General features: G+C 71.2%; 23 protein-coding genes. 12 read left to right on the plus strand and 11 right to left on the minus strand.

What is annotated here, in order from left to right:
- Positions 1-35: 35 nt before the first annotated feature.
- The 5 genes from M1105_RS04830 to M1105_RS04850 all read right to left on the minus strand — a co-directional run bounded on the left by M1105_RS04830 (position 36) and on the right by M1105_RS04850 (position 6008).
- Positions 36-2732, minus strand: a complete 2697-nt coding sequence (locus M1105_RS04830; RefSeq protein ID WP_249579217.1) for a sensor histidine kinase — start codon at positions 2730-2732, stop codon at positions 36-38.
- Positions 2732-3046: a hypothetical protein gene (locus tag M1105_RS04835; protein ID WP_249579218.1), complete on the minus strand. Its 315-nt coding sequence runs from the start codon at positions 3044-3046 to the stop codon at positions 2732-2734. Before M1105_RS04835 ends, M1105_RS04830 begins: the two co-directional genes overlap by 1 nt.
- Positions 3043-3420, minus strand: a complete 378-nt coding sequence (locus tag M1105_RS04840) for a response regulator transcription factor (protein WP_249579219.1) — start codon at positions 3418-3420, stop codon at positions 3043-3045. The genes M1105_RS04835 and M1105_RS04840 overlap by 4 nt, the downstream gene beginning before the upstream one ends.
- 118 nt (positions 3421-3538) lie before the next feature.
- Positions 3539-4936 (minus strand): short-chain fatty acyl-CoA regulator family protein, encoded by a 1398-nt coding sequence (locus M1105_RS04845; protein WP_249579220.1) that lies wholly within the window; start codon positions 4934-4936, stop codon positions 3539-3541.
- Positions 4937-5063: 127 nt separating this feature from the next.
- The gene (locus M1105_RS04850; protein WP_249579221.1) at positions 5064-6008 is read right to left on the minus strand and encodes a DMT family transporter; all 945 of its coding nucleotides are present in this window, start codon (positions 6006-6008) and stop codon (positions 5064-5066) included.
- Positions 6009-6288: 280 nt separating this feature from the next.
- On the opposite strand from M1105_RS04850, the gene M1105_RS04855 reads away from it, so the two are divergent.
- Together M1105_RS04855 and M1105_RS04860 are read left to right on the plus strand one after the other, a co-directional pair.
- A complete protein-coding gene (locus tag M1105_RS04855) occupies positions 6289-7215 on the plus strand; it encodes a DMT family transporter (RefSeq protein ID WP_319936767.1) in 927 nt (308 codons plus the stop codon).
- Between the two features lie 88 nt (positions 7216-7303).
- Entirely contained in the window at positions 7304-8113 is an 810-nt protein-coding gene (locus M1105_RS04860; RefSeq protein WP_249579222.1) for a phosphate/phosphite/phosphonate ABC transporter substrate-binding protein, read from the plus strand.
- 5 nt (positions 8114-8118) lie between these two features.
- Here the strand turns inward: M1105_RS04860 and M1105_RS04865 are convergent, their stop codons facing one another.
- Positions 8119-8304, minus strand: coding sequence for a DUF1674 domain-containing protein (locus tag M1105_RS04865; protein WP_249579223.1), 186 nt, complete (start codon positions 8302-8304; stop codon positions 8119-8121).
- 72 nt (positions 8305-8376) lie between these two features.
- On the opposite strand from M1105_RS04865, the gene htpX reads away from it, so the two are divergent.
- The 4 genes from htpX (at position 8377) to speD (ending at position 13302) form a co-directional block, all read left to right on the plus strand.
- Positions 8377-9309, plus strand: a complete 933-nt coding sequence (gene htpX / locus M1105_RS04870; protein WP_249579224.1) for a zinc metalloprotease HtpX — start codon at positions 8377-8379, stop codon at positions 9307-9309.
- Positions 9306-10643 (plus strand): RsmB/NOP family class I SAM-dependent RNA methyltransferase, encoded by a 1338-nt coding sequence (locus M1105_RS04875; RefSeq protein WP_249579225.1) that lies wholly within the window; start codon positions 9306-9308, stop codon positions 10641-10643. The genes htpX and M1105_RS04875 overlap by 4 nt, the downstream gene beginning before the upstream one ends.
- A gap of 162 nt (positions 10644-10805) precedes the next feature.
- Positions 10806-12395, plus strand: coding sequence for a bifunctional phosphoribosylaminoimidazolecarboxamide formyltransferase/IMP cyclohydrolase (purH, locus tag M1105_RS04880; protein ID WP_249579226.1), 1590 nt, complete (start codon positions 10806-10808; stop codon positions 12393-12395).
- A 394-nt stretch (positions 12396-12789) separates the two neighbouring features.
- Complete coding sequence (gene speD / locus M1105_RS04885; RefSeq protein WP_249579227.1) at positions 12790-13302, plus strand: adenosylmethionine decarboxylase; 513 nt, start codon at positions 12790-12792, stop codon at positions 13300-13302.
- A gap of 69 nt (positions 13303-13371) precedes the next feature.
- On the opposite strand, the gene M1105_RS04890 is transcribed toward speD, so the two are convergent.
- Complete coding sequence (locus M1105_RS04890) at positions 13372-14130, minus strand: TerC family protein (RefSeq protein ID WP_249579228.1); 759 nt, start codon at positions 14128-14130, stop codon at positions 13372-13374.
- Between the two features lie 160 nt (positions 14131-14290).
- Between M1105_RS04890 and speE the strand changes: the two genes are divergently transcribed.
- Positions 14291-15151: a polyamine aminopropyltransferase gene (gene speE / locus M1105_RS04895; protein WP_249579229.1), complete on the plus strand. Its 861-nt coding sequence runs from the start codon at positions 14291-14293 to the stop codon at positions 15149-15151.
- Positions 15152-15265: 114 nt separating this feature from the next.
- Positions 15266-15553, plus strand: coding sequence for a hypothetical protein (locus M1105_RS04900; RefSeq protein ID WP_249579230.1), 288 nt, complete (start codon positions 15266-15268; stop codon positions 15551-15553).
- 3 nt (positions 15554-15556) lie between these two features.
- Here the strand turns inward: M1105_RS04900 and M1105_RS04905 are convergent, their stop codons facing one another.
- Positions 15557-16411, minus strand: coding sequence for a methylated-DNA--[protein]-cysteine S-methyltransferase (locus M1105_RS04905; protein ID WP_406600599.1), 855 nt, complete (start codon positions 16409-16411; stop codon positions 15557-15559).
- Positions 16412-16698: 287 nt separating this feature from the next.
- On the opposite strand from M1105_RS04905, the gene M1105_RS04910 reads away from it, so the two are divergent.
- Positions 16699-17904, plus strand: coding sequence for a type III PLP-dependent enzyme (locus M1105_RS04910; RefSeq protein WP_249579231.1), 1206 nt, complete (start codon positions 16699-16701; stop codon positions 17902-17904).
- 227 nt (positions 17905-18131) lie between these two features.
- On the opposite strand, the gene M1105_RS04915 is transcribed toward M1105_RS04910, so the two are convergent.
- The 3 genes from M1105_RS04915 to M1105_RS04925 form a co-directional block, all read right to left on the minus strand.
- Positions 18132-19160 carry an aromatic ring-hydroxylating oxygenase subunit alpha gene (locus M1105_RS04915; RefSeq protein ID WP_249579232.1) on the minus strand — a complete coding sequence of 343 codons (1029 nt, stop codon included), beginning with the start codon at positions 19158-19160 and terminating at the stop codon, positions 18132-18134.
- A 95-nt stretch (positions 19161-19255) separates the two neighbouring features.
- Positions 19256-20494 carry a peptidoglycan-binding domain-containing protein gene (locus M1105_RS04920; RefSeq protein WP_249579233.1) on the minus strand — a complete coding sequence of 413 codons (1239 nt, stop codon included), beginning with the start codon at positions 20492-20494 and terminating at the stop codon, positions 19256-19258.
- Between the two features lie 13 nt (positions 20495-20507).
- Complete coding sequence (locus tag M1105_RS04925; RefSeq protein ID WP_249579234.1) at positions 20508-21329, minus strand: DUF2092 domain-containing protein; 822 nt, start codon at positions 21327-21329, stop codon at positions 20508-20510.
- Between the two features lie 177 nt (positions 21330-21506).
- Between M1105_RS04925 and nth the strand changes: the two genes are divergently transcribed.
- The 3 genes from nth to M1105_RS04940 all read left to right on the plus strand — a co-directional run bounded on the left by nth (position 21507) and on the right by M1105_RS04940 (position 23537).
- Positions 21507-22151 carry an endonuclease III gene (nth, locus tag M1105_RS04930; protein WP_249579235.1) on the plus strand — a complete coding sequence of 215 codons (645 nt, stop codon included), beginning with the start codon at positions 21507-21509 and terminating at the stop codon, positions 22149-22151.
- Positions 22148-23140 (plus strand): adenosine kinase, encoded by a 993-nt coding sequence (locus tag M1105_RS04935; RefSeq protein WP_249579236.1) that lies wholly within the window; start codon positions 22148-22150, stop codon positions 23138-23140. Before nth ends, M1105_RS04935 begins: the two co-directional genes overlap by 4 nt.
- A gap of 229 nt (positions 23141-23369) precedes the next feature.
- Positions 23370-23537 (plus strand): PLDc N-terminal domain-containing protein, encoded by a 168-nt coding sequence (locus M1105_RS04940; RefSeq protein ID WP_249579237.1) that lies wholly within the window; start codon positions 23370-23372, stop codon positions 23535-23537.
- Positions 23538-23575 lie beyond the last annotated feature (38 nt).

The following is a 23575-nucleotide window of genomic DNA, read 5'->3' on the forward strand; positions in this document are numbered from 1 at the left end:
CGGTCGCACGGCCTGCGCCGTGGGTCGGACCGGCCTCACTCCGCCGCCGCCGAACGCCGCACGGGCCTGCGCTCGGCATTGGCCAGCGTCACGCGGAAGAAGCTCGTGCCGTCCTCGGCAAAGACGACCGAGAGGTCGCCTCCCATCCGGCGCATGATGGCGCGGCTGATCGGCAGGCCCAACCCCGCGCCCTGCCCCTCGACCGCACGCGTGCCGCGGGTGAACTTGGCGAAGACGTCCTCTGCCTCGGCGCGGCTGACGCCGCCGCCATTGTCGGCGACATCGACCTCGACCTTCTCGCCCTCGGCGCGCCAGCGGATCTCGATCCGCGGCTCGGGCGCCGTGTTGTAGCGGATCGCGTTCGACAGGAGATTGATCAGCACCTGCCTCAGCCGGTCGGCATCGGCGCTGACCCAGAGCTGGCGTGGCGGGACATCGGCCGAGATGCCCACGCCGGCTTCGCGCGCCAGGCCCGAGATGGTGTCCATCGCCCCCGCGATGGCGTCGGCCAGCACGACCGGACGAAGCGGGATGGCGGCGTGGCCGGCCTCGAGCCGGCTGATGTCGAGGATCTCGTCGAGCAGCCGCGTGAGCCGCAGACTCTCGTCATGGATGATGGTGGTGAAGCGGCGGATCTCGCCCGGCTCGAGCCGCGTGCCCGAGAGCAGGATCTCGGCGAAGGAGCGGATCGAGGTCATGGGCGTGCGCAGCTCGTGGCTGACCTGGCTGAGGAAATCGTCCTTCTGCCGGTCCAGCCGGCGCAGCCTCTCGTTGACCTTGCGCAGCTCGGCCGCCGTGCGCTCGAGTTCGCGCGTCTTGTCGGCGAGCCGCGCCGAGGTCTCGATCAGCCGCTGGGTCTCGTCCGCGATGTCCATCAGCTCGGTCAGCGAGATCACCTCGCCGCCGGCCGCGCGCGTCACCATCGCATGTGCCGACGCCGCCCCGATCGAACCCGCCAGCTCGCGCTCGAGACGGGCGATCAGGGCATCTGTCGGGTTCGGCAGGCCGCGCGTCACGCCCTGCGCGCGCGCCATCTCGTCGAACAGGGCGCGCGCGGGCCCCGCCCCAAGGATGCGCTGCGCCAGGACGTAGAGGTCCTCGGCGGCCGCGTCGCGCCGGATCAGGCGGTGGCTCTCGCCCTCGGGCGAGCGGAAGACCTCGATGAACAGCGCCCCCTGCAAGCGGTCGAGCGGCTCGATCCGCGACAGCGCCGAGACCCCGATGAACAGCACGGTGTTGACGCCGAGGCTCCAGACGGTCGCATGCACCAGCGGATCGGCGCCGGCGAGCCCCAGCAGCGCCTGCGGCCGCAACAGCGCGATGCCGGAGGGGCCATCGACCAGCCATGCCTCGGGCAGCAGCCCCCCCGTGCCGAGGCTCGGCAGGAACAGGGTGTAGAGCCACAGCGCCGCGCCCCCGCAAAGGCCCGCCAGCGCGCCCGACCGCGTCGCGCCGCGCCAGAAGATGCCCCCCAGCATGGCCGGCAGGATCTGCGCGACCCCCACGAAGGCGATCAGCCCCATCGCCGCCAGCGCGCCCGCGCCGCCGCTCAGCTCGTAATAGAGGTACCCGAGCCCGAGGATGATGCCGATCGACACGCGCCGGCTGGCCAGAAGCAGGTCGCGCACATCGCCCGACGCGGCGTCGCCCTTCAGCAGGATCTTGATCGCGAACGGCGCAACCATATGGTTCGACACCATCGTCGAGAGCGCGATCGCCGCGACGATCACCATCGAGGTGGCCGACGAGAAGCCGCCGATGAAGGCGAGCAGCGCCAGTTCGTCCTCGCCGAAGGCCAGCGGCAGGTTCAGCACGAAGAGGTCCGGGTTCGAGCCCGCCGGCAGGTAGGCGAGCCCGGCGATCGCGATCGGGATCACGAACAGCGACATGAGGAACAGATAGAACGGGAACATCCACGAGGCGGTCACGAGGTGGCGCTCGTCGGCGTTCTCGACCACCGTCACCTGGAACTGCCGCGGCAGGCAGAGGATCGCCGCCGCCGACAGGAAGGTGAGCGTCACCCAGCGCGGGCCGAAGATCTGCTCGACCTCGACGAGGCCGACCGGCATCTCGGCGAAGATCTCGCGCACGCCCCCCGCAAGGCCCCAGACCGCGAAGATGCCGATCGCGAGGAGGGCCACGAGCTTGACGACCGCCTCGACCGCGATGGCCGCGACGACGCCATGGTGGCGCTCGTTCGCGTCGATCGTCCGCGTGCCGAACAGGATGGTGAACAATGCCATCCCCGCCGCCACCCAGAAGGCCGAGCGCAGGTCCTGGTCGGTGCCGGTGATCGCCTCGAAGCTGAGCGTCACCGACTGGAGCTGAAGCGCGATGTAGGGCGTGGTCGCGGCAATCGCGATCAGGGTGACGATGACCGCAAGGCTCGGGCTCTTGCCGTAGCGCGACGAGATCAGGTCGGCGATGGACGTGATCCGATGGACCCGGCCGATCCGGACCAGCTTGCGCAGGCACCACCACCAGCCGATGAAGACGAGCGTGGGGCCGAGATAGATCGTCGCGAACTCGAGCCCCGAGCGCGCGGCCGAGCCCACCGCGCCGTAGAAGGTCCAGGACGTGCAGTAGACCGAGATCGACAGCGTGTAGACCAGCGGCGAGCGCAGCCAGGCGCTGCGCCCCCGCCGCGCCCGGCTGTCACCGATGAAGGCCACCGCGAACAGCAGCACCACATAGGCGATGGCGACGCCGAGGAGCAGGTCGCTCGACAGCATCACACCGCCTCGCCGCCGCCCTGCGCCTCGGCCGGCGGGGCCTTGGGATCGGCCAGCGTCTCGGTCTCGAGGATGCGCCGGCCAACGCTGCGCGCGCCCGCGACCAGCAGGATCCAGACGCCGAAGATGTAGGCGAGGACGACCGGCACTCCGCCGATCCGCGCGTCGATCGCGAAGATCTGGGCGACCGGCGGCATAACCAGGATCAGCCCGACCAGCGGCAGCGCCAGCGCCGCGTCCCGCGCCTTGCGCACCGCGAGGCCGGGATCGCCCGACGCGCCCCTGCGCCGCCGCGGGGCGGGTTCGGGCGTCATGACGTGCCGGACGCCGCCAGCCGGGACACCGTCTCGACCAGCTCGGCATTCGAGAAGGGCTTGGCGATGAACACGTCCGCCCCCCAGCGCCGCGCCGTCTCGCGGTCCTCGCGCTGGCCCTTCGCGGTCAGCATCACGACCGGCAGCCGGGCCGTTCCCGCCTCGGCGCGCAGTCGGCGCAGCACCTCGAAGCCGTTGATGCCCGGCAGCATGACGTCCAGCACCAGCACGTCGGGCGTGTCGGCCATGGCGCGCGCCACGGCCGCCTCGCCATCCGAGACCACGGTCACCGAGAACCCCGCCCGCCCGAGCAGGAACTCGAGCGACTCCACGATATGCGGCTCATCCTCGGCGAGCAGAACGCTCCTCGTCATCGGCACGCTTCCCCCTCGACCCCCGCGTGATCCGGGGTTTCGTTTCCGAACCTAGCCTATCGCGCGGCGCAAGTCTCGCCTGCGAACGCCGGTGCCGCAGGAACGGGAGGGCGGGTATTCAGCCGCCCGCGCGCATCTCGCCGACGCGGTGCAGGCAACCGTCGCGCGGGCAGATGCGGCAGCTCGTGCCGACCGGCTCGGCCGGGGTGTCGCCGTGCCGGCCCGGCGCATAGACGGTCAGCGTCGCGTCGTGCTCGTCCATCGCAAGGAGGTCGGTGACATGCACCGTCGGGCTGCCGAAACCGGGCGCGCCGACCTGACGCGCGCGCGCGACGAAGACGAAGCCGAGCCCCGTCGGGAACAGCGCCCGCTGGCGCAGCGTGCGTCCGGGGGTGACTGCCGCGCGGCAGTTCACCCAGAGCGGGCAGGCCTCGCCATGCCGCGGCGGCGCGAGGCCGGGGATCGTGAAGCACTCGGTCACGACGCCGGCCGCATTGGTCGCGAGATAGCCGAAGCGCGGACGACCGGGCGCCGGGGCGAGGCTGGTCAGGCGCCGGCAGACACGGTCGTGCGGCTGGCCCAGGCGCGCCGCGATGACGTCGAGGTCGTAGCCGGCCGACCGGGCAGCGGACGCGAAGGCCGCATCGGGCAGCGCGATCGCATCGGCCGCGTAGCGCACGAGGCGGGCACGGAGGCGCGCGCGCGCGGGCTCGCCCGCGAGGTCTGCGGCCGCGTCGAGCACCGCCTCGATCGCGCCGCCGGCCCGGGCCTCGGCCTCGGTCACGAGGTCGTCCTCGGTCGTCGCGCCGGGCGCGGGCGATGGGCTGTCGCCGGCCACGGCCGCCTCGATCGCCGCAAAGCGGTTGGCGTTGGCCTCGAACACCGCGTCGATCTCGTCGGCGGGGGTGGCGGCGACGCGTGTCGTGTTGCTGCGGTCAAAATAGGCCGCCAGCGCCCCGCCCACGTCCGACAGGCGCCGGCTCTCGGTCGCGAGGATCGCCTCGAAGCGCTCGCGCTGCGCCGGCTCGAGGTCCGGGACGTCGGTGAGGATCTCGGAGGCCGAGCGCAGCGCCGCCGTGTGCGTCAGCATCCGGTGCACGGCCTCGCCGAGGAAGGGGTCGTGCTTCAGCCGGTCCGACATCGCGCGCACCATCGCGGCAAGCTCGCGCTCGGAGCGCGCGAGCGTGGCGATCGCGCGCGCCCAGCCGGGGAAGCGGCCCACCACCTCGCCGGCCTGCTCGTCCTCGACGCCCAGCCCCGACAGCCGCGGGTCGGCCGCGACGTCGCGCAACTGGTCGAGGAGCCGCCGCTCGGCGGCGCCGTCCAGATCCTCGACCCTGACGCCGAGCTCGCGCGCCAGCCTGCCGACCAGCTTCTCGCCAACCCCGCGCTTGTTGCTCTCGATCAGGTTCAGATACGAGGGCGATATCCCGATGCGGTGCGCAAGCTCGCTCTGCGTCACGCCGATGCTGCGCCGGCGCTCGCGGATCCGGGCCCCGATGATGCTGCGTGCCACGCTCCGCTCCCTCGACGCACGCTCCTTCCGGGCACGTGTTTGACAGGGAATATTGACGTGGAAGGTGTGTAAAGTCAAATGTTTGTCGGCATCTTGACGAGCCCGCGTGACAGAACGGGGTGGATCCTCAGCTGCTGCGCCTCACGGCCGGCATGGCGGACGGATCCGCTCCCCGCTGCGCCAGCCAGATCCCACCGATCACCAGCACCAGCGCGAGGCCGTGGAACCACGCGAACTCCTGTCCCAGCAGCGCCACCGCCAGCAGCGCCGCGAACACCGGCACGAGGTTGACGAAGACCCCCGCCCGCCCCGGCCCGATCAGGTCGACGCCCCGCATGAAGAACAGTTGCGACAGGCACGACGGAAACACCGCGACATAGAGCGTGACCAGCCAGCCCTGCAGCGTCGGCAGCTCGAAGCCGGCGGACAGCGCCTCGACTGCCGCGAGCGGCAGCGCGGTCGCAGCCGCGATCGGCGTCATCAGGGTGAAGAACGCCCGGCCCGGGATCGCCGGGCGCGAGCGCAGCATGACCGTGTAGCCCGAATAGAGCGCGCAGGCGAGCAGCATCAGCGCGTCTCCCGGATTGACCCCCAGCGCGAGCAGATCGCCCGGCGCCCCGCGCGTCGCGACCAGCACGACGCCGGCGATCGTCGCCAGAACCCCCACGCCCTGCAGCGCGCCCACCCGCGTGCCGTGGAAGACGAAGGCGCCGATCAGCACGAAGACCGGGATCGACCCCTGCAGGATGCCGATGTTGACCGCGGTCGTGCGATGCGAGGCGACATAGAAGAGTGCGTTGAAGATCGTGAAGCCGAGGCTCGCCATCACCACGATCCGCGGCATCCGCGGCCGCACTTGCGGCCACGCCGCGACGACTTCACCGCCATAGAGTATCCAGAGCACGACGCTGACGAGGATCCAGCGCAGGAAAGTGAGCGTGAAGGGCCCGATTTCGCCCACCGCAAGCTGTCCCGCGATCGCGTTCCCCGCCCAGAACAGCGCGGTAAGCGTGAGCAGGAGCGCGGGCGCGGCGTTGAGCCGCTCGACCGCGCGGCTGAGGCGTTCGGGCATCGGCTCCTCCCGACTGGCGCGACCCGGACTGCCTAGCAGACCCGGCGCGGGGCACAAAGCCGCCCCTGCCGCCCGGCCGGCAAGGCAGGGTTGCACGACGCGCAAAGCCGGTTTGGTTTCGCGACAGATGCGCCGGGGATGGGTTTCGCCCTAGCGTGAGGGTTCATGCGCGCCCGCCACCGGCGGCGCGCGGCTGAACATGCCGACGGAGTCCCGCCATGTCCCTGACCGCCACCCGTCAGCGACCTCGCGCCCGGCCCCGGCGCGCCGGGGCGGCCGGGTGAGCGCGACCGCCGATGCCGCCGCCGGACAGGCGGGCGAGGGCACTCTTGCCGGCATCGGCTGGATGGTCCTGACCACCGTGCTGTTCGTCAGCGTCACGCTCATCGTGCGGCATCTCGGCTCGGACATTCCCGCCGTGCAGGCGGCGTTCATCCGCTACGGCATCGGGCTGGTCATGGTGCTGCCGATGCTGCACCCACTCGTCACGCAGCCCGTGCGACCATGGGTGCTCGGCCTCTATGCCGCGCGCGGGCTGGTGCATGGCGTCGCCGTGATGCTGTGGTTCTACGCCATGGCGCGCATCCCGATCGCCGAGGTGACCGCGATCGGCTACACCGCGCCGATCTACGTCACGCTGGGCGCCGCCCTGTTCTACGGCGAGCGGCTGCACCTGCGCCGGATCGCGGCCGTCCTGATCGGCTTCGCCGGCACGCTGGTGATCCTGCGCCCTGGCCTTGCCGAGATCGCGCCAGGCCATCTCGCGCAGCTCGCGGCGGCGCCGCTGTTCGCCTGCTCGTTCCTGATCGCGAAGGGCCTCACGCGGGATCAGAGCCCCGGCGTGATCGTGGGAATGCTGTCGCTTGGCTGCACACTCACGCTCCTGCCCGGCGCGATCATGGTCTGGCGCCCGCCGACGCTGGACGAGATCGCCTGGCTCACGCTCTGCGCCGCGGTTGCGACGGCAGGGCATTACACTCTGACCCGCGCCTTCCGCGCGGCCCCCCTGACGGTGACGCAGCCGATCGGCTTCCTTCAGCTCGTGTGGGCGGCGATCCTGGGGATCGTGCTGTTCGGCGAGGCGCTCGACCCCTTCGTGCTGGTCGGCGGCGGGATCGTCGTGGCCTCGGTCACCTATATCTCGCACCGCGAGGCACAGGCCGCGCGCCGCATCACGACGCCGCCCGCCGCCGCGATCAAGCACTGAGCGCCGGCGAAGCCGCATCCGCCGTGGCGGACGGCGCGAGGGCAGGGTATGGCTGGGCGTCGTCCCCGGCCCCTTTGGAGCCCGCCGCATGAGCCGACTGCTCGTCTCGCTGCCGATGTACGATTTCGCCGAGCTACGGGCGGCGACCGATGCCTTCTGGTCGGCCCTCCGCGGGCAGCTTGCCGCCGCGGGCATCGATGCGCCGCGGGAGCTGGCGCGGGAGGACGACCATGCCGCGCCATGGGCCGACCCGGCGCTCCTGTTCAGCCAGACCTGCGGCTATCCCTATGCGATGCGCCTGCGCGGCCGGGCGCGGCTGGTGGCGACGCCCGTCTATCGCGCGCCGGGCTGCGAGGGGCCACGCTACAGCTCGGCCATCGTGGTCCGCGCGGATGATCCTGCCGGCACGCTCGCGGGCCTGCGCGGCCGGCGCGCCGCCGTCAACGCGCCCGACTCGCAATCCGGCATGAACGCCCTGCGCGCGGCGGCGGCGCCGCTGGCCGTGGCGGGGCGCTTCTTCGGCGCGGTCGTCGAGACCGGAAGCCATGCCGCCTCGGCGCTCGCCGTCGCCGAGGGGCGGGCCGATGTCGCCGCCCTCGACTGCGTGAGCTGGGCGCATCTCGCGGCGCTGCGCCCACGGCTCGGTGGCGCGCTCAGGGTGATCGGGTTCACCCCCTCAGCGCCGGCGCTGCCCTTCATCACCGCCGCAGCCCGGTCCGAGGGGACGGTCGCGACACTGCGCGCGGCGCTGCGCGCTGTGATGGCGGACGAGACGCTCGCGCCCGTTCTCGCGGCGCTCCTGATCGAGGGCGTCGAGATCCTCCCCGACGCGGCCTATGACGAGATCGCGGCGATGGAGGCTGCGGCGCGGCGCGCGGGCTACCCGGTGCTCGCCTGATGCGCTCAGAAATCCGAGACGATGCCGTCCTTCTCCCAGTCTCCGAAGCGGGTCGGCTCGGGGCCGCGGCGGCCACCAAGCTCCCGTGGCAGAGCTGGCGCCTGCGCGGCCTCGCGGCGCGCCTCGGCTTCGGCCAGCGCCCGCTCGGCGGCGGCACTGATGCGGGCTTCCCTGTCTTTCGAGTCGTCCATATATCCCTCCGCAGCGGGCCTCGGGCACGATATGGCCCTGCCGGGGCCGCGTGACAACGGGAGAATGACGGCATGAACTACGCGAAAACGGCGCTCCTTCTGGCGGCGATGACCGCGCTGTTCCTTGGCGTCGGCTACATGATCGGCGGCACGGGCGGCGCGCTCCTGGCGCTCATCTTCGCGCTCGCGACCAACGCATTTGCCTACTGGAACTCGGACAAGCTGGTGCTGAGGATGCACAACGCACGGCCCGTGAGCCGGCAGACCGCGCCCGAACTGTGGTCGATGGTCGAGCAGCTCTCGGCCCGCGCCGGCTTTCCGATGCCCGCGGTCTACGTGATCGAGGACCCCCAGCCCAACGCCTTCGCAACCGGCCGCAACCCCGAGAACGCCGCCGTCGCCGCCACCACCGGCATCATGCAGACCCTGAGCCGAGAGGAGCTTGCGGGCGTCATGGCGCACGAGCTGGCCCATATCCGCAACCGCGACACGCTGATCATGACGATCGCGGCGACGGTCGCGGGCGCGATCTCGATGCTCGCGCAGTTCGGGCTGTTCTTCGGCGGGGGCGGCGACCGCGAGCGCAACCCGCTGGGCATCATCGGCGTCATCCTCGCGGTGATCCTCGCGCCCTTTGCCGCGATGATGATCCAGATGCTGATCAGCCGCACGCGCGAGTATTCCGCCGACCGCGCGGGGGGCGAGATCTGCGGCAACCCGCTGTGGCTGGCCTCGGCGCTCGGCAAGATCTCGGACGGGCGGCGCGCAGAGATGCGCTCGGCCGAGCGCAATCCGGCGACCGCCCACATGTTCATCGTGAACCCGCTGACGCATCGCGGGGTGGACGATCTGTTCTCGACCCATCCGAACCCGGCGAAGCGCATAGCGGCGTTGCAGGCGCAGGCGGCCGAGATGGGCCTTGGGGGCGGCGGCGGGCCTTCGGTGGCGGCGACGCGGCCTGGCCGCAGCTTCGGCATGCCCTCGACCCGCGGCGGCTGGCGGTGAGCCGCGATCCGCGCCCCGGCGCGCCCTCGCTCAAGCGGCGCCGCCCCACCGCGCACCCGGTACAGGAGCCGCCCGGCATGGCGGCGCGGCGCGGCGCGATGATGCTGCTGGGCGATGTCCTCGAGCGTGGCGGGATGCTGGGCGAGGGGCGGCTCGACCGCCTGCCCCCCGCCGCGCGGGCCGAGGCGCGTAGCCTCGCCGACCTAACGCTCCGCCGGCTCGGCCAGATCGACCACCTGCTCGCGGGGCTTCTCGAGCACATGCCGAAGCCCCCTGTCCGCCACGTCCTGCGGCTGATGGCAGCCGAATTGACGTTCGGCGGCGTGGCCCCGCATGCCGCCGTCGACACCGCCGTGCGCCTTGCCCGCGCGACCGAGGGCGCCGGACGGCTCGCCGGCCTCGTCAACGCCATCGGGCGCCGCATCGCGGAAGCCCCCCCGCCCGCCGACGATCCCGTCGCGCGGCGGCGCAACCTGCCGCGCTGGCTTTGGACGCGCCTCGCCGCCGACTGGGGCGAGGCCGAGACCGACGCCATCGCCGCGGCGCACCTCATGCCGGCGCCGCACGACCTCGTGTTCCGCGACCCCGACGAGGCGGAGGCGATGACCCCGACGCTGGGCGGCACCGTGCTCGCGGCCGGGGTCCTGCGGCTGGCCGACCGGCCGCAGATCAGCGCCCTGCCGGGTCATCCCGAGGGGAAATGGTGGGTGCAGGATTTCGCCGCCAGCCTGCCGGCCCGGCTGCTCGGCCCCGTGGCGGGCGCGCGCGTGCTGGACCTCTGCGCCGCGCCGGGCGGCAAGACCATGCAGCTCGCCGCGGCCGGGGCCGAGGTCACGGCGCTCGACATATCGGCCGCGCGGATGACGCGGCTCGCCGACAACCTCGCGCGCACCGGGCTCGCGGCGCAGCTGGTGACCGCGGACGCGCTGGAGTGGGAGCCCGAGGCGCCCTTCGACGCGATCCTCATCGATGCGCCCTGCTCGGCCACCGGCACGATCCGGCGGCACCCGGACCTGCCCTGGCGCAAGGGCGCGGGCGACGTGACGGCGCTTGCCGGGCTTCAGGCGCGGCTCCTGGACCGCGCCTTCGGCTGGCTCGCGCCGGGCGGGCGGCTCGTGTTCGCCACCTGCTCGCTGCTGAAAGCCGAGGGCGAGGCGCAGGCGGCGGGCTTTCTCGCCCGCTCGCCTTCGGCCCGGCGCATGGCCTTCACGACGGACGACCTTCCGCCGGAGTTCCTCACACCCGAGGGCGACCTGCGCACCCGCCCGTCGATGCTGGCGGGGCTCGGCGGGCTCGACGGCTTTTTCGCCACCCGGATCGAGCGCCGCGGCTGAGCGGCGCGCCAGTTGTGTCTGGGGCGCCGCGGCTAAGCGGCGCAACAAACCTGTCTATGGCGCCGCGGCTGTGCGGCGCGACAACTGTGTCTGTGGCGCTGCGCGCGATCATGGCATAGAGGCTGCGGCATCCGCCAAGCAGCCCGGGCAACGGAGACCGCCATGACCGACGCCATCACCCCGATCCGCCGCGCGCTCATCTCGGTCTCGGACAAGACCGGGCTCGAGGCGCTGGCCCGCCGCCTGTCGGACGCTGGCGTCGAGCTGATCTCGACCGGCGGCACCGCCCGGCGGCTGCGCGACGCGGGCTTCGGGGTGCGTGACGTCGCCGACCTCACCGAGTTCCCCGAGATGATGGACGGGCGGGTCAAGACGCTCCATCCCATGGTGCATGGCGGGCTGCTCGCCCAGCGCGCCAACCCCGAGCATGTCGCGGCGATGGAGACGCACGGAATCGCGCCGATCGACCTGCTGGTGGTCAACCTCTATCCCTTCGAGGCCACCGTCGGGCGCGGCGCCTCGTATGACGAGTGCATCGAGAACATCGACATCGGCGGTCCCGCGATGATCCGCGCGGCCGCCAAGAACCACGCCGACGTCACCGTGGTGGTGGACACGCAGGACTACGATGCAGTCGCGGCCGAGATCGAGGCGACCGGCGGTACCTCGCTCGCCACTCGCAGGCGCCTCGCCGCCATCGCCTATGGCCGCACGGCGGCCTATGACGCGGCGGTCTCTACATGGATGGCGCAGGCCGTGGGCGACGAGACCCCGCGCCGGCGCACCTTTGCGGGCTACCTCGCCCAGACGCTGCGCTACGGCGAGAACCCGCATCAGCGCGCCGCCTTCTATGTCGATCACAGCGCCCGACCCGGCGTCGCCACCGCCATGCAGGTGCAGGGCAAGGAGCTGAGCTACAACAACATCAACGACACCGACGCGGCATTCGAGCTGGTCGCCGAGTTCGACCCGGCCGAGGCGGCGGCCTGCGCCATCATCAAGCATGCGAATCCCTGCGGCGTGGCGCGCGGCGCTCGCTTGCTCGACGCCTATTCGCGCGCCTACGACTGCGACCGCGTCTCGGCCTTCGGGGGGATCGTTGCGCTCAACCGTCCGCTCGACGGGGAAACGGCGCAGGCGATCGCGCAGATCTTCACAGAGGTCGTGATCGCCCCCGGCGCGGACGAGGCGGCGAAGGAGGTGTTCGCCGCCAAGCCCAACCTGCGGCTTTTGCTCACCGAAGCCCTGCCGAACCCCGATGCCGCGCGGCTCGCGGTGCGGCAGGTGTCGGGCGGGTTCCTCGTGCAGGACCAAGATGCCGGCCGTCTCGACCCCGCGGCGCTGAGGGTGGTGACAAAGCGCGCGCCGACGACCGGGGAGTTGCAGGACCTCCTCTTCGCCTGGTCGGTGGCAAGGCACGTCAAGTCGAACGCCATCGTCTATGCGAAGGCAGGCGCCACCGTGGGCATTGGCGCGGGGCAGATGAGCCGGATCGATTCGACCCGGATCGCCGCGCGCAAGTCCGCCGACATGGCCGAGGCGCTGGGCCTGCCCGAGCCCACGGTCCGCGGATCGGTGGTCGCGTCGGACGCCTTCTTCCCCTTCGCTGACGGCCTGATTTCCGCCGCCGAGGCAGGCGCGACCGCGATCATCCAGCCGGGCGGCTCGATGCGCGATGCCGAGGTGATCGCGGCGGCGGACGAGCGGGGGCTCGCGATGGTGTTCACCGGCCGGCGCCACTTTCGCCACTGATCGCGCAAGAAAAGGCCCCGCACGCCTGGCGCACGAGTGGCGCACATGTGCCGCATGATCCGGTCGGACCTCCGGGCCAGAGGCAATCACACACCCCGTTCGGCCCCGGTCCCGATCCTCGCAATTTGTCTCCTTCGTGGCGCAAAGGCTCTGCGAGGTGTGCCGCTTTGGAGCAAACGTTATCGGCATAAACCTTAACGCAACCTTAATGAATCCGCACGCGCCGAGGCGCCACCCATCGAAATATTTATCGGCCTCGTCGCAATTCCGCGATTGAAACGCGCGCATGGAACCAGTATGTCCCCCCGCCACAGGGTCACCGATCCCAACCCCGTCCGCGGGGGGGCGCTAAGGGGCCTCTGGGACTTCATCTGCTGGTAGGGGAGGCGATGCCATGAGCCAGGCACACCTCTTCCAACTGGGGATGGACCTGGAGACAGGCACCACCCATGCGGAAGACACCACGGGGAACCGCGGTCACCTGACCGTCGTTGCCGATCGGGATATCTTCGACGATTCCCGCGACGACCATTTCATCCGTCGTGACGGCAAGGTCTTTGCCGGCACGCACCTCATCATCGAGGTGGTGGATGGCGAGGGGCTGGACGACCAGCACCGCATCGAGCAGGCGTTCCGCGACTGCGTCGAGGTCTGCGGCGCGACGCTGCTGCACATCCACACGCACAAGTTCTCGCCCCAGGGCGTGAGCGGCGTGGCGGTGCTGGCCGAGAGCCACATCTCGGTCCACACCTGGCCCGAGATCGGCTACGGCGCCTTCGACGTCTTCATGTGCGGCGACGCGCAGCCCTGGCGCGCGGTCGAGGTGCTGCGCGCGGCCTTCAACGCGGGCGACATCCGCGTGAAGGAACTGCTGCGGGGCGAGGAAGTGGTGGCTGCCCGCCTCTGACATGCATGCCGCAGCCGCGATCCCATGAAGCCCCGCCCGGAAGCTCCGGGCGGGGCTTTCGCATCCGGCTCAGTGCCCGGCGCCGCCCGCGGCTCGGCGCTTCTCGCGCGCCCGCCGCGCGAGCAGGTTCAGCGCCTCGACCGCGGCCGAGAATGCCATGGCGGCATAGACATAGCCCTTGGGGACATGAAAGCCGAGCCCCTCGGCGATCAGAGTCATGCCGATCATCATGAGGAAGCTCAGCGCCAGCATGACCACCGTGGGGTGCTCCTCGATGAAGGCGGCGAGCGGGTCGGCCGCGAGCAGCATCACCCCCACCGCCACGCAGACCGCGACCACCATCACCGGCACGTGCGGCGTCATGCCGACCGCGGTAATGATGCTGTCGACCGAGAACACCAGATCGAGCACAAGGATCTGCGCGATCGTCGCGACGAAGGTCGCCTGCACCGCCTTGCCGGTGAACATGTCGCCCTCGGGGTCGGGATCGACCTTGTGGTTGATCTCCTTCGTCGCCTTCCAGACGAGGAACAGGCCGCCCGCCAGCAGGATGATGTCCTTCCAAGAGAACGCCTCGCCGAAGACGGTCACCACGGGATAGGTGAGCCGGACGATCCAGGCGACCGCGCCGAGCAGGCCGAGCCGCAGGACCAGGGCGAGGCCAATGCCGATGCGCCGCGCGCGCGTCCGCTGCCCGACGGGAAGCTTGTTCGTCAGGATCGAGATGAAGATCAGGTTGTCGATGCCCAGCACCACTTCCATCACGATCAGCGTCGCCAGCGCGATCCAGACTTCGGGCAACGTCAGAAGGGTCATGATCTCGGCCATCGAGGGCTCCCTGTTCGGACGGATGATGCGGCGGCGATCCTGCGTCGGCGGAAACCCGAAGGCAACCTCGCGGCGGCCGGACGGGTTGCCTTGGGGCTGGACAGGCGGCGGCGCGTGACCCATTCAGGCCCCTGACCTGGGCCAGCGAGCGGAGGCTGCGATGAGCGACGACATCATGCCGGGCTGGAGCGTCGAGACGCTCCATGACGACTACCGGCAGGCGCTGCGGGTAGACCGCGTTCTCTATGACAGCGCGACCGCGCATCAGCGGCTCAGGGTGATCGAGAACCCCCGCTTCGGCCGGGTGCTGACGCTCGACGGCGTGGTGCAGGTGACCGAGGGGGACGAGTTCATCTACCACGAGATGATGGCCCATGTACCGATCCTCGCGCATGGCGCGGCGCGGCGGGTGCTGATCATCGGCGGCGGCGATGGCGGCATGGCTCGCGAGGTGTTGCGCCACGCCTCGGTCGAGCATGTCACCATGGTCGAGATCGACGCGGGCGTGGTCGAGTTCTCGAAGCGCCACCTGCCAGCGATCTCGAACGGGGCATTCGACGACCCGAGGCTCGACCTCGTGATCGCCGACGGGGCCGATTTCGTGCGCCATACCGACCGCCGCTTCGACGTGGTGATCTCGGATTCGACCGACCCGATCGGCCCGGGCGAGGTGCTGTTCACCGACAGCTTCTACGGCCATGTCCGGGGCCTGCTGACGGAACATGGCATCTTCGCGACCCAGAACGGCGTGCCCTTCATGCAGCCCGAGGAACTGAGGGGCACGATGCGGGCTTTCCGGGCCCTGTTCCGCGACGCGACCTGCTACCTCGCCAGCGTGCCGACCTACGCGGGCGGGCCGATGGCCTTCGGCTGGGGCGCGATGGGCGACGGGCGGCACGTGGCGCTGGAGGAGCTGGAGCGCCGCTACGCCGCCGCCGCGATCGAAACGCGCTACTACACCCCCGAGGTCCACAAGGCGGCCTTCGCGCTGCCAGGCTATGTGGCGAAGCTGGTGGCCTAGGCATTCAACCCGGCAGACCGCGCGCGGCGCGGGGCCCGACCGACATGGCTTGCAGATTCGAAAATTCGCGTCATGATTGCATGAACAGTTGTGCGTGCAGTCAGAGAGTGAGTCATGATCGAGTTCAAGAAGGCCCCGATAACCGAGGAGCCCGGTCCTGCGACCGCGCTGGCCGGCCTGCCGGACTGGCCGGATTACCTGCCGGCCCAGCAGGACATGCTCGTCTACTGGCTGACGGCGATGGTTGCGGTGGCGATCGTGTTCACGGCGCTGCGGGCGATCCGCGCCCTTGGCCGCGAGCGGGACGAGGCGGGCGAAGAGCGCGGCGACGCCATGCCCCAAGCTGCCCCGGCTGCCCGGCTGCGGACCGTCGGCGGCGGCGCGAGCGGCCGGGCCGCGTGAGCCTCAGGCCGCCTCACCTTCCCGCGCGTCGGCCCGTGCCGCCTCCCAGGCCAGCATCGCGCGCTTGACCGGCAGGCCCCAGTGATAGCCGCCCAACGCGCCGTCGCGCCTGAGCGCGCGATGGCAGGGGATGAGCCACGAGATCGGATTGCGCCCGACCGCCGTGCCCACCGCGCGCACCGCCGAAGGGTGGCCGATTGCCTTCGCGATCTCGGAATAGGTGGTGACGTGGCCCGAGGGGATGGACAGCAGCGCCTCCCACACCTTGATCTGGAAGGGTGCGCCGAACAGCGCGAGCGGCACCTCGCCCTCGCCGCCCGTGAGCGCCCGCACGAAGGGCCCGAGGCCGCCCCTGTCCTCGCGGAACGTGGCGTCCGGCCAGCGGGCGCGCATGTCGGCCATCACCGCGTCGCGACCCTGCTCGGCGGCGAAGGCCAGCCCGCAGATGCCGCGTTCGGTCGCCATCATCAGCGCCTCGCCGAAGGGGCTGGGAAACCATGTCCAGCGGATCACCTGGCCTGCGCCCTTCTGCGCGTAGTCGCCCGGCGTCATCGCCTCCCAGCGCAGGAACAGGTCGTGCAGCCGCGAGGGGCCCGAGAGCCCGGTCTCGAGCGCCGCGTCGAGCACGCTGAACCGCTCGGCCAGCAGCCGGCGGGCATGGTCGAGGGTGAGGTATTGCAGGTATCGCTTGGGGCTCACTCCCACCCATTTCGAGAATTCGCGCTGGAAATGCTGGGGCGAGAGGCCGACGGCGGCGGCCACCTCGTCGAGCCTGGGCTGGTCGAGGCGGCGGTCCTCGATGTAGGCGATGGCCTCTGCCATCAGCCGGTAGGGGTCGCGGGGGGCGCTGGCGGTCATCTCGGTCGGTCCGTGATCGTCTGGTTGCGTCCCGCGATCATGGCCCCTGCCGCCCGCCCGCGCCACCCGGATCGTGCGGGCCTGCAACACCCCGCGCGGGATATGAAATTTGCATGGACGCTCAAGGAATTACCCCTTGCGATTTGATCGCATCGGCCGCATATGTCGCGGCGACGCCAACGCACGCGCCTCTGGCCATGCCCCCCACAGCATGAGTTAACGCAGCGACGGTCGCGTCTCTGTCTGGACCGTCCGGGCGAAAATCCGGGTCTGCATGGGGAACGATCATGCTTGCATACTCGATGGGGGGCGCCCGTGGGGCGTTCCTCCGACGACTCTCCGACTCCGACGCACCCGCGCCCTATGGCGAGAAGGTCGCGGCCTTCCTCGACGGGACCGAGTTCGACCGCCCGACGCTGGTGATCGACCTCGACCGGGTCGAGGCGCAGTTCCGCGCGCTCTCGACGGGGCTGGGCGATGCCCATATCCACTACGCGGTCAAGGCGAACCCGCACCCGGCGGTGCTGGCGCGGCTCGCCTCGCTCGGCTGCCGCTTCGACGCGGCCAGCCGGGCCGAGATCGCGCTGTGCCTCGAGGCCGGTGCGCCCGCCCATCACGTGAGCTTCGGCAACACCGTGAAGCGGCCCTCCGACATCGCCTTCGCCCATGCCGTCGGGGTCGATCTCTTCGCCGCCGACTCGGACGAGGAACTGGCCAAGATCGCGGCCCATGCCCCCGGCGCGCGGGTGTTCATCCGCCTGCTGGTCGAGCATTCCGAGGCCGACTGGCCCCTCTCGCGCAAGTTCGGCTGCGCGCCGGATGAGGCCGTGCGGCTGATGGAAGTCGCCTCGGCTCTGGGCCTGCGCCCGTCGGGCCTGTCCTTCCATGTCGGCAGCCAGACCCGGGCGGCGGCAATGTGGGGCCCCACGCTCGACATGGTGGCCGAGGTCTGGGCCGAGGCCGCCGAGGCGGGATTCGCGCTCGACGTGCTCAACATCGGCGGCGGCTTCCCGGCCTTCTACGGCGACCCGGTCGAGGGCCCCGAGGCCTATGCCCGCGGCGTGACCGAGGAAATTCGCGCCCGCTTCCCGCAGATGCCCGGCTATGTCATGGCAGAGCCCGGCCGGGGCATGGTGGCCGAGGCCGGCGTGATCGCGGCCGAGGTGCTGCTGGTCTCGAAGAAGCGTCCCTCGGACATCGTGCGCTGGGTGTATCTCGACATCGGCAAGTTCTCGGGCCTCGCCGAGACGATGGACGAGGCGATCCGCTACCAGTTCGAGACCACGGCGGATGGCGGCGAGACCGGACCCTGCATATTGGCCGGGCCAAGCTGCGATTCGGCCGACGTGCTCTACGAGAAGCGCCCGGTGCAGTTGCCGATGGCGCTGGCGGCGGGCGACCGCATCCGCATCCTGTGCTGCGGCGCCTATACGTCGAGCTATTCGTCGGTCGGCTTCAACGGCTTCCCGCCGCTCGAGGTGGTCTGCCTCTGATCCCCGCACGCGGCGGCAGGGTGCCGCCGCCAAATCCGGCGCACGAGGTACCGCCCTCGAAGCCGCCGTGGCCCCGGCCCCGAGCCGGGGCCGCGCTCGTCGTGGCGCGGCGGCGGGACGCCAACGTCGAAACTGGCGCCGTCCCGGCCCCGAGCCGCAACCGCGCGGCGCCGGATGGGCCGGTCCCGCGCATCCGATGCTGTCCGCCGTGACCCCGCCCCCGCGGATCACTCCGCTGCGGCCTGCTCCAGCGCCTCGCGGATGCGGTTCTGGAACCATGCCACGCCCTGCTCGTGGCGCGGGCTCAGCGGGCCGGGGGCATAGCCGCCGGTCTCGTAGTTCTTCTGCGTCTCGATGCAGATGCCGAAATCCTCCTCGACCACGGCGATGTTGCGCGCAATCGTGTCGGCGCGGGCCTCGGCGGCAGCACCCGAGGTGTCGGCGAAATAGAAGTGATAGATCAGTTCCGTCCGCCCGGGCCCCAGGGGGTTGATGCGGCTCGTGTTCATACCGCCCCCGAACAGCGAGAGCGTCCAGTTCGGCCACATCCACAGCCACTTGCCCTTGTAGAACAACCCCTCGCGCGGCGGCGCGGTCATGCGCACGAGGTTGTCGCGGGCCACCGTCTCGAAGGCCTCGAAGTCGATGGCCTGGAAGAAGCCCGGATGGATCCCGGGGATGTGGTAGCCCTCGACGAAATTGTCCGTATAGGTTTTCCAGTTGGCGTCGAACACCAGACGCCGCTCGGCGACCGGGTGAAATGTTTCGATCGGCTCGTCGGCGATCTCGGGGACCAGCGCGCCAAGCTGCTCGGCCAGCGGCTGCACGGGGCGGATGGCGACGAAGGCGAGACCGCGCCAGAGCTCGACCGACAAGGGCTCGAGCGGCCAGTCGGCCATGTCGAACCCCTCGGCCCGGCCCTCGCGGTCGCCGAACCATGGGGCGCGGATCAGCGCGCCGGAGAGGTCGTAGACCCAGTTGTGATACTGGCAGCGGATCATGCGGCAGTGCCCCGTGCCTTCCTCCAGCAGCCGCGCGCCGCGGTGGCGGCAGACGTTGCGAAATGCGCGCAAGCCCCCGTCGTGATCGCGGATGGCCAGCACCTTCGCCCCCGCGATCTCGGTGGCGATGTAGCCGCCGGGCTCGGCCAAAGGCGCCGCGGGCCCGATCATCTGCCAGCTGGACCAGAAGATGCGTGCACGCTCGGCGGCGAAGGTCGCGGGATCGGTGTAGAGGCGGGGGTCGAGATTGCGCATGAAATGCCCTCCGTTGCCGGGCTCCACGATAGGAGCGGGCGACGGCCGCACGCAATCCGGGGCGTGCCCGCGGCGGCGCGCGCCGCGGGTTGGGCTCAGAGGCCGAGCGCGGCGGCCGTCTCGTCGTCGACCACGCCGCTCACCGGCAGCCCCTCGTCGCGCTGGAAGCGGCGCAGCGCCTGGTCGGTGCCGCGGCCGAAGATGCCGTCCACCGTGCCGACATCATAGCCGTAGTAGACCAGCGCCTCCTGCACCTCGCGCACTGCCGGGCCGCGCATGAGGGGCGAGGCGAGCCGCAACATGCCCTGCGCGGCGGCCGGGGCGGGCTCGTCCTCGCTGGACGAGACGATCTCGTAGACCCGCTGGTCGCGATACATCGCCGGGCGGTAGAGCACCCCGTCGCAGATGTAGAGATCCTCGCCATCCACTCGCACCCGCTCGCACGGATCGTCGTCTGGAAGGTTAATCACATAGGCGAGCGTGGCGCCTGCGACCGCGGCGGTGAAGTACCAGCCCCAGCGCGGATACCAGAAGTACGGCCCCCAGATCGAATTGGGCGGCCGGTAGTAGGGCGGGCGGTAGTAGGGCGGACGCCACCCGGGCGGGCGCCAGTAGGGCGGGCGGTAATAGGGCGGGCGCCAGCCGGGCGGCCGGTTGCCGGGCCGCCAGTTCGGCGGACGGCCTGGGCGGTTGCCCCAGTCCGGGCGATCGGGGCGGCCGGGGCGGTTCCCGGCACCCGGACGATCCGGGCGGCTCGGCCGGTTCCCGGTTCCGGGCCGGTTCGGACGATTCCCCGCGTCGGGGCGATCCGGGCGGCCGGGGCGAAGGCCCTCGCCGGGCAATTCGGGACGGCCGGGGCGGTTCCCGGAATCGGGACGATCCGGCCTGCCGGGCCGGTTCGGACGATCGCCCATGCTCGGGCGATCCGGACGGTTCGGGCGGTTCCCGGCGTCGGGGCGCCCGGGCCGGTTCGGCCGGTCCCCCGCACCGGGGCGGGAGGGCCGCGTCCCTGCATCGGGCCGGTTCGGCCGCGCGCCTGCGCCGGGCCGGCTTGGACGCGCGCCACCGGCGCTGGGGCGCGGACGGCCGCTGCTGGCCTCCGGCCGGAGGCGTCCGCCCCCGGACGCGCCGGGCCGTGGACGCTGCCCGCCGCCCATGCTGGGCCGCGACTTGGCGCCACCGGCGCGGTGGCCGCCGCCACCCGCCTTCATGCCGCCGCCCACGCGGCCCTTGGCCTGGGCCTCTCCCGCGGGCTGGTCGAGGCGGACCATGCCCTCGGGCGAGAACAGGACCGCGGCCATGGCGACGGTGAGGGACAGAAGGATCTTTCTCATGATCCGGCCGCCCTCAGTTCTTCGCCGCGTCAGCAGCGCCCGGCACGGCCGCGGGCGGATTGGCGGGATCCGCCCCGGCCTTCGGCGCCGCCGGACTTGCACCCGCTTCGGCGTCGCCCCGCACGCGTGCCTTCAGGTCCGGAAAGGTAATCCGCTCGTCGTCGGGCGCCGGCGTGAAGGTAAAGGCGCCCTCCGCCGGTTCGGGCTCGAACTCCCAGTTGGTCAGATAGGCGCGGTATTGCGGCCAGCCCTGCTCGTAGGGATCGGTGCCGACGATCGCGACCGGCACCGGCTGGGCCGGGTCGGTCGAGATCCAGATCTGCCAGTCCTCGTCGTAGTCCGAGAAGGCGAGGTGGTGCACCTCGCGCCCCGCGATCCGGGTGATCCCGAGATAGGCGGCGCCGTCGAGCCCCTCGGTCTGCGACTGCGCGAGATCCCGGGTCATGAGCCCGTAGAGCGGCAGCTCGCTGGCGGCCTCGGCGCGCATCGCCTCGACCAGCGCCTCGAAGCTGCCGTCGAACGGCCCGGTGGCATAGAAGCCCTCATCCGGCGCCGCGACGGTCACCGCCGCGCCGTCGAAGAAGTATTCGCGCACGCCGTCATCATCCTCGACGTAGGAATAGAACCCCTTGTCGCGCACCAGCAGGTTGGTGCCCGAGCGCATGTAGGTCAGCTTCTCGCGGCCGTCCCGGACCTCGTCGTAGCTGACGAACCAGTTGAACGACATCGCCGGGCGGCTGGCGAGGAACTCGGCCGACGCGCGGGCGAGCTCGATCGCCTCGGCATCGAGCACGGGCCCCTCGGCGGCGGCGGGGACGGACGGAAGGAGCAGCATCGCGGCTGCCACAGCATGCAGGAATCGCAAGGTGTCACCCCCTTCTGACGTCGGGCATCTCTGACAGCGTAGCCGGAAACCGGGATCTTGGGAGTCGCCAATTGTCGTGGACCCTGCGCGCAGCGCGGCGGTGCAGGACGCTTGCCAAAGCGCGGGCGCTGTGCTTGGTCGCGCGCCATGACCGCGCAGCTCGACTACCACACGATCCGCGAGATCTTCCGCCGCTTCCGGGCCGAGCGCCCCGAGCCGAAGGGCGAGCTCGAGCATGTCAACGCCTACACCCTGCTGGTCGCCGTCGCGCTGAGCGCGCAGGCGACCGACAAGGGCGTGAACAAGGCCACCCGGGCGCTCTTCGCCATCGCCGACACGCCGCAGAAGATGCTGGCGCTGGGCGAGGACGGGCTGGTCGAGCACATCCACACCATCGGGCTCTACCGCAACAAGGCGAAGAACGTGATCCGCCTCAGCCGCATCCTGGTGGACGATTTCGGCGGCGAGGTCCCGTCCTCGCGCGCGGCGCTCGCCTCGCTGCCCGGCGTGGGGCGCAAGACCGCGAACGTCGTGCTGAACATGTGGTGGCGCCAGCCCGCGATGGCGGTGGACACGCATGTGTTCCGCGTCGCCAACCGCACCGGCATCGCGCCCGGGAAGGACGTCCTCGCCGTCGAGCGCGCGCTCGAGGACAACGTGCCCGCCGAATTTGCGCTGCACGCCCATCACTGGCTGATCCTGCACGGGCGCTACACCTGCACCGCGCGCAAGCCCGCCTGCGGGACCTGCGTGATCCGCGACCTCTGCCCCTACGAGGACAAGACCGCATGACCGAACGTCTCGACATCGTCGGAATCGGCAACGCCATCGTCGACGTGATCGCCCCGGTGGACGACGCCTTCCTTGCCGCCAACGGCGTGACCAAGGGCGTGATGACCCTGATTGACCGCCCTCGCGCGGCCGAGCTCTACGCCGCGATGCCCCCGGCGCGCGAGGTCTCGGGCGGCTCGGGCGCCAACACCATCGCGGGCGCGGCGGCGCTGGGCTGCCGCGCGGGCTTCATCGGCAAGGTGAAGGGCGACCAGCTGGGCCGCATCTTCGCCCACGACATCCGCGCGGCGGGGGTGAACTATGCCGGCCCCGTGGTGAACGGCGAGGCCGCCGAGGAGACGGCGCGCTCGCTGATCCTGGTCAGCCCCGACGGCGAGCGGTCGATGAACACATATCTCGGCATCTCGACGACGCTGCATGCCGCCGACATCGACGAGGCGATGCTGGAGCGCGCCGACTGGCTCTATCTCGAGGGATACCTGTTCGACACGCCCGAGGCGAAGGCGGCCTATGCCCGCGCCATCGCCGCCGTCCGCCGCGGCGGCGGCAAGGTGGCGCTGACCTGCTCGGACCCGTTCTGCATCGACCGCCACCGCGCCGATTTCCGCCGGCTGATCGCCGAGGAGGTGGACCTGCTGTTCGCCAACCGCGACGAGGCACTGTCGCTGATCGAGACCGACAGCCTCGAGATCGCATTGGGCGTGCTGTCGCGCGAGGTCGCGATCGCCGCCGTCACGCTGTCGGGCGACGGCGCGGTGATCGTACGGGGCAAGTCCCGCACCGCTGTGCCGGCGCAGGGCGTCGATGTCGTCGACACGACCGGCGCGGGCGACCTGTTCGCTTCGGGCTTCATGGCGGGGCTGATCCGCGGCCATGACGACCGCAAGGCCGCCCATATGGGCTGCATCGCCGCGGGCGAGATCATTAGCCATTACGGCGCGCGGCCCGAGACGGACCTCGCCGAACTGATGGCGCGCAACAACCTCTGACCCTCGTGCGCCGCGCGTCGGCGGGTCGGCCGGCGCCAGACGGCGCAGGCGCTCCGGCACGTCGCGCCCGATCGACGGGACGAGCGGCAGAGCGGTCGCGGCCCGGAGAGCGGACGCGCGCGCTCTGCCCTGTGCCCGCAGGCAGTTGTCCAGCCGGGCGGGGGCAGGGCATGATCGCGGGCATGGCCGCGAGAGGTCACGCGCGCCGCCGAGGCAGGGAGCATCGCCGATGGAACTCGGACTTCTCGGGCTGATCCAGCTCGCCCTCGTCATCTACGCCGTGCTGAAGATCGCGGGCTCGGCCGCCGGCACGGGCGTGAAGGTGGTCTGGATACTGGTGGTGATCGTCTTCCCGCTGATCGGCTTCATCGTCTGGCTGATCTTCGGACCGCGCTAGGCGTTCGGTCTCGGCATCTGGTGGATTGGATCGAGGCT

The organism is Thermohalobaculum sediminis (assembly GCF_023487995.1).
Classification (GTDB): domain Bacteria; phylum Pseudomonadota; class Alphaproteobacteria; order Rhodobacterales; family Rhodobacteraceae; genus Thermohalobaculum; species Thermohalobaculum sediminis.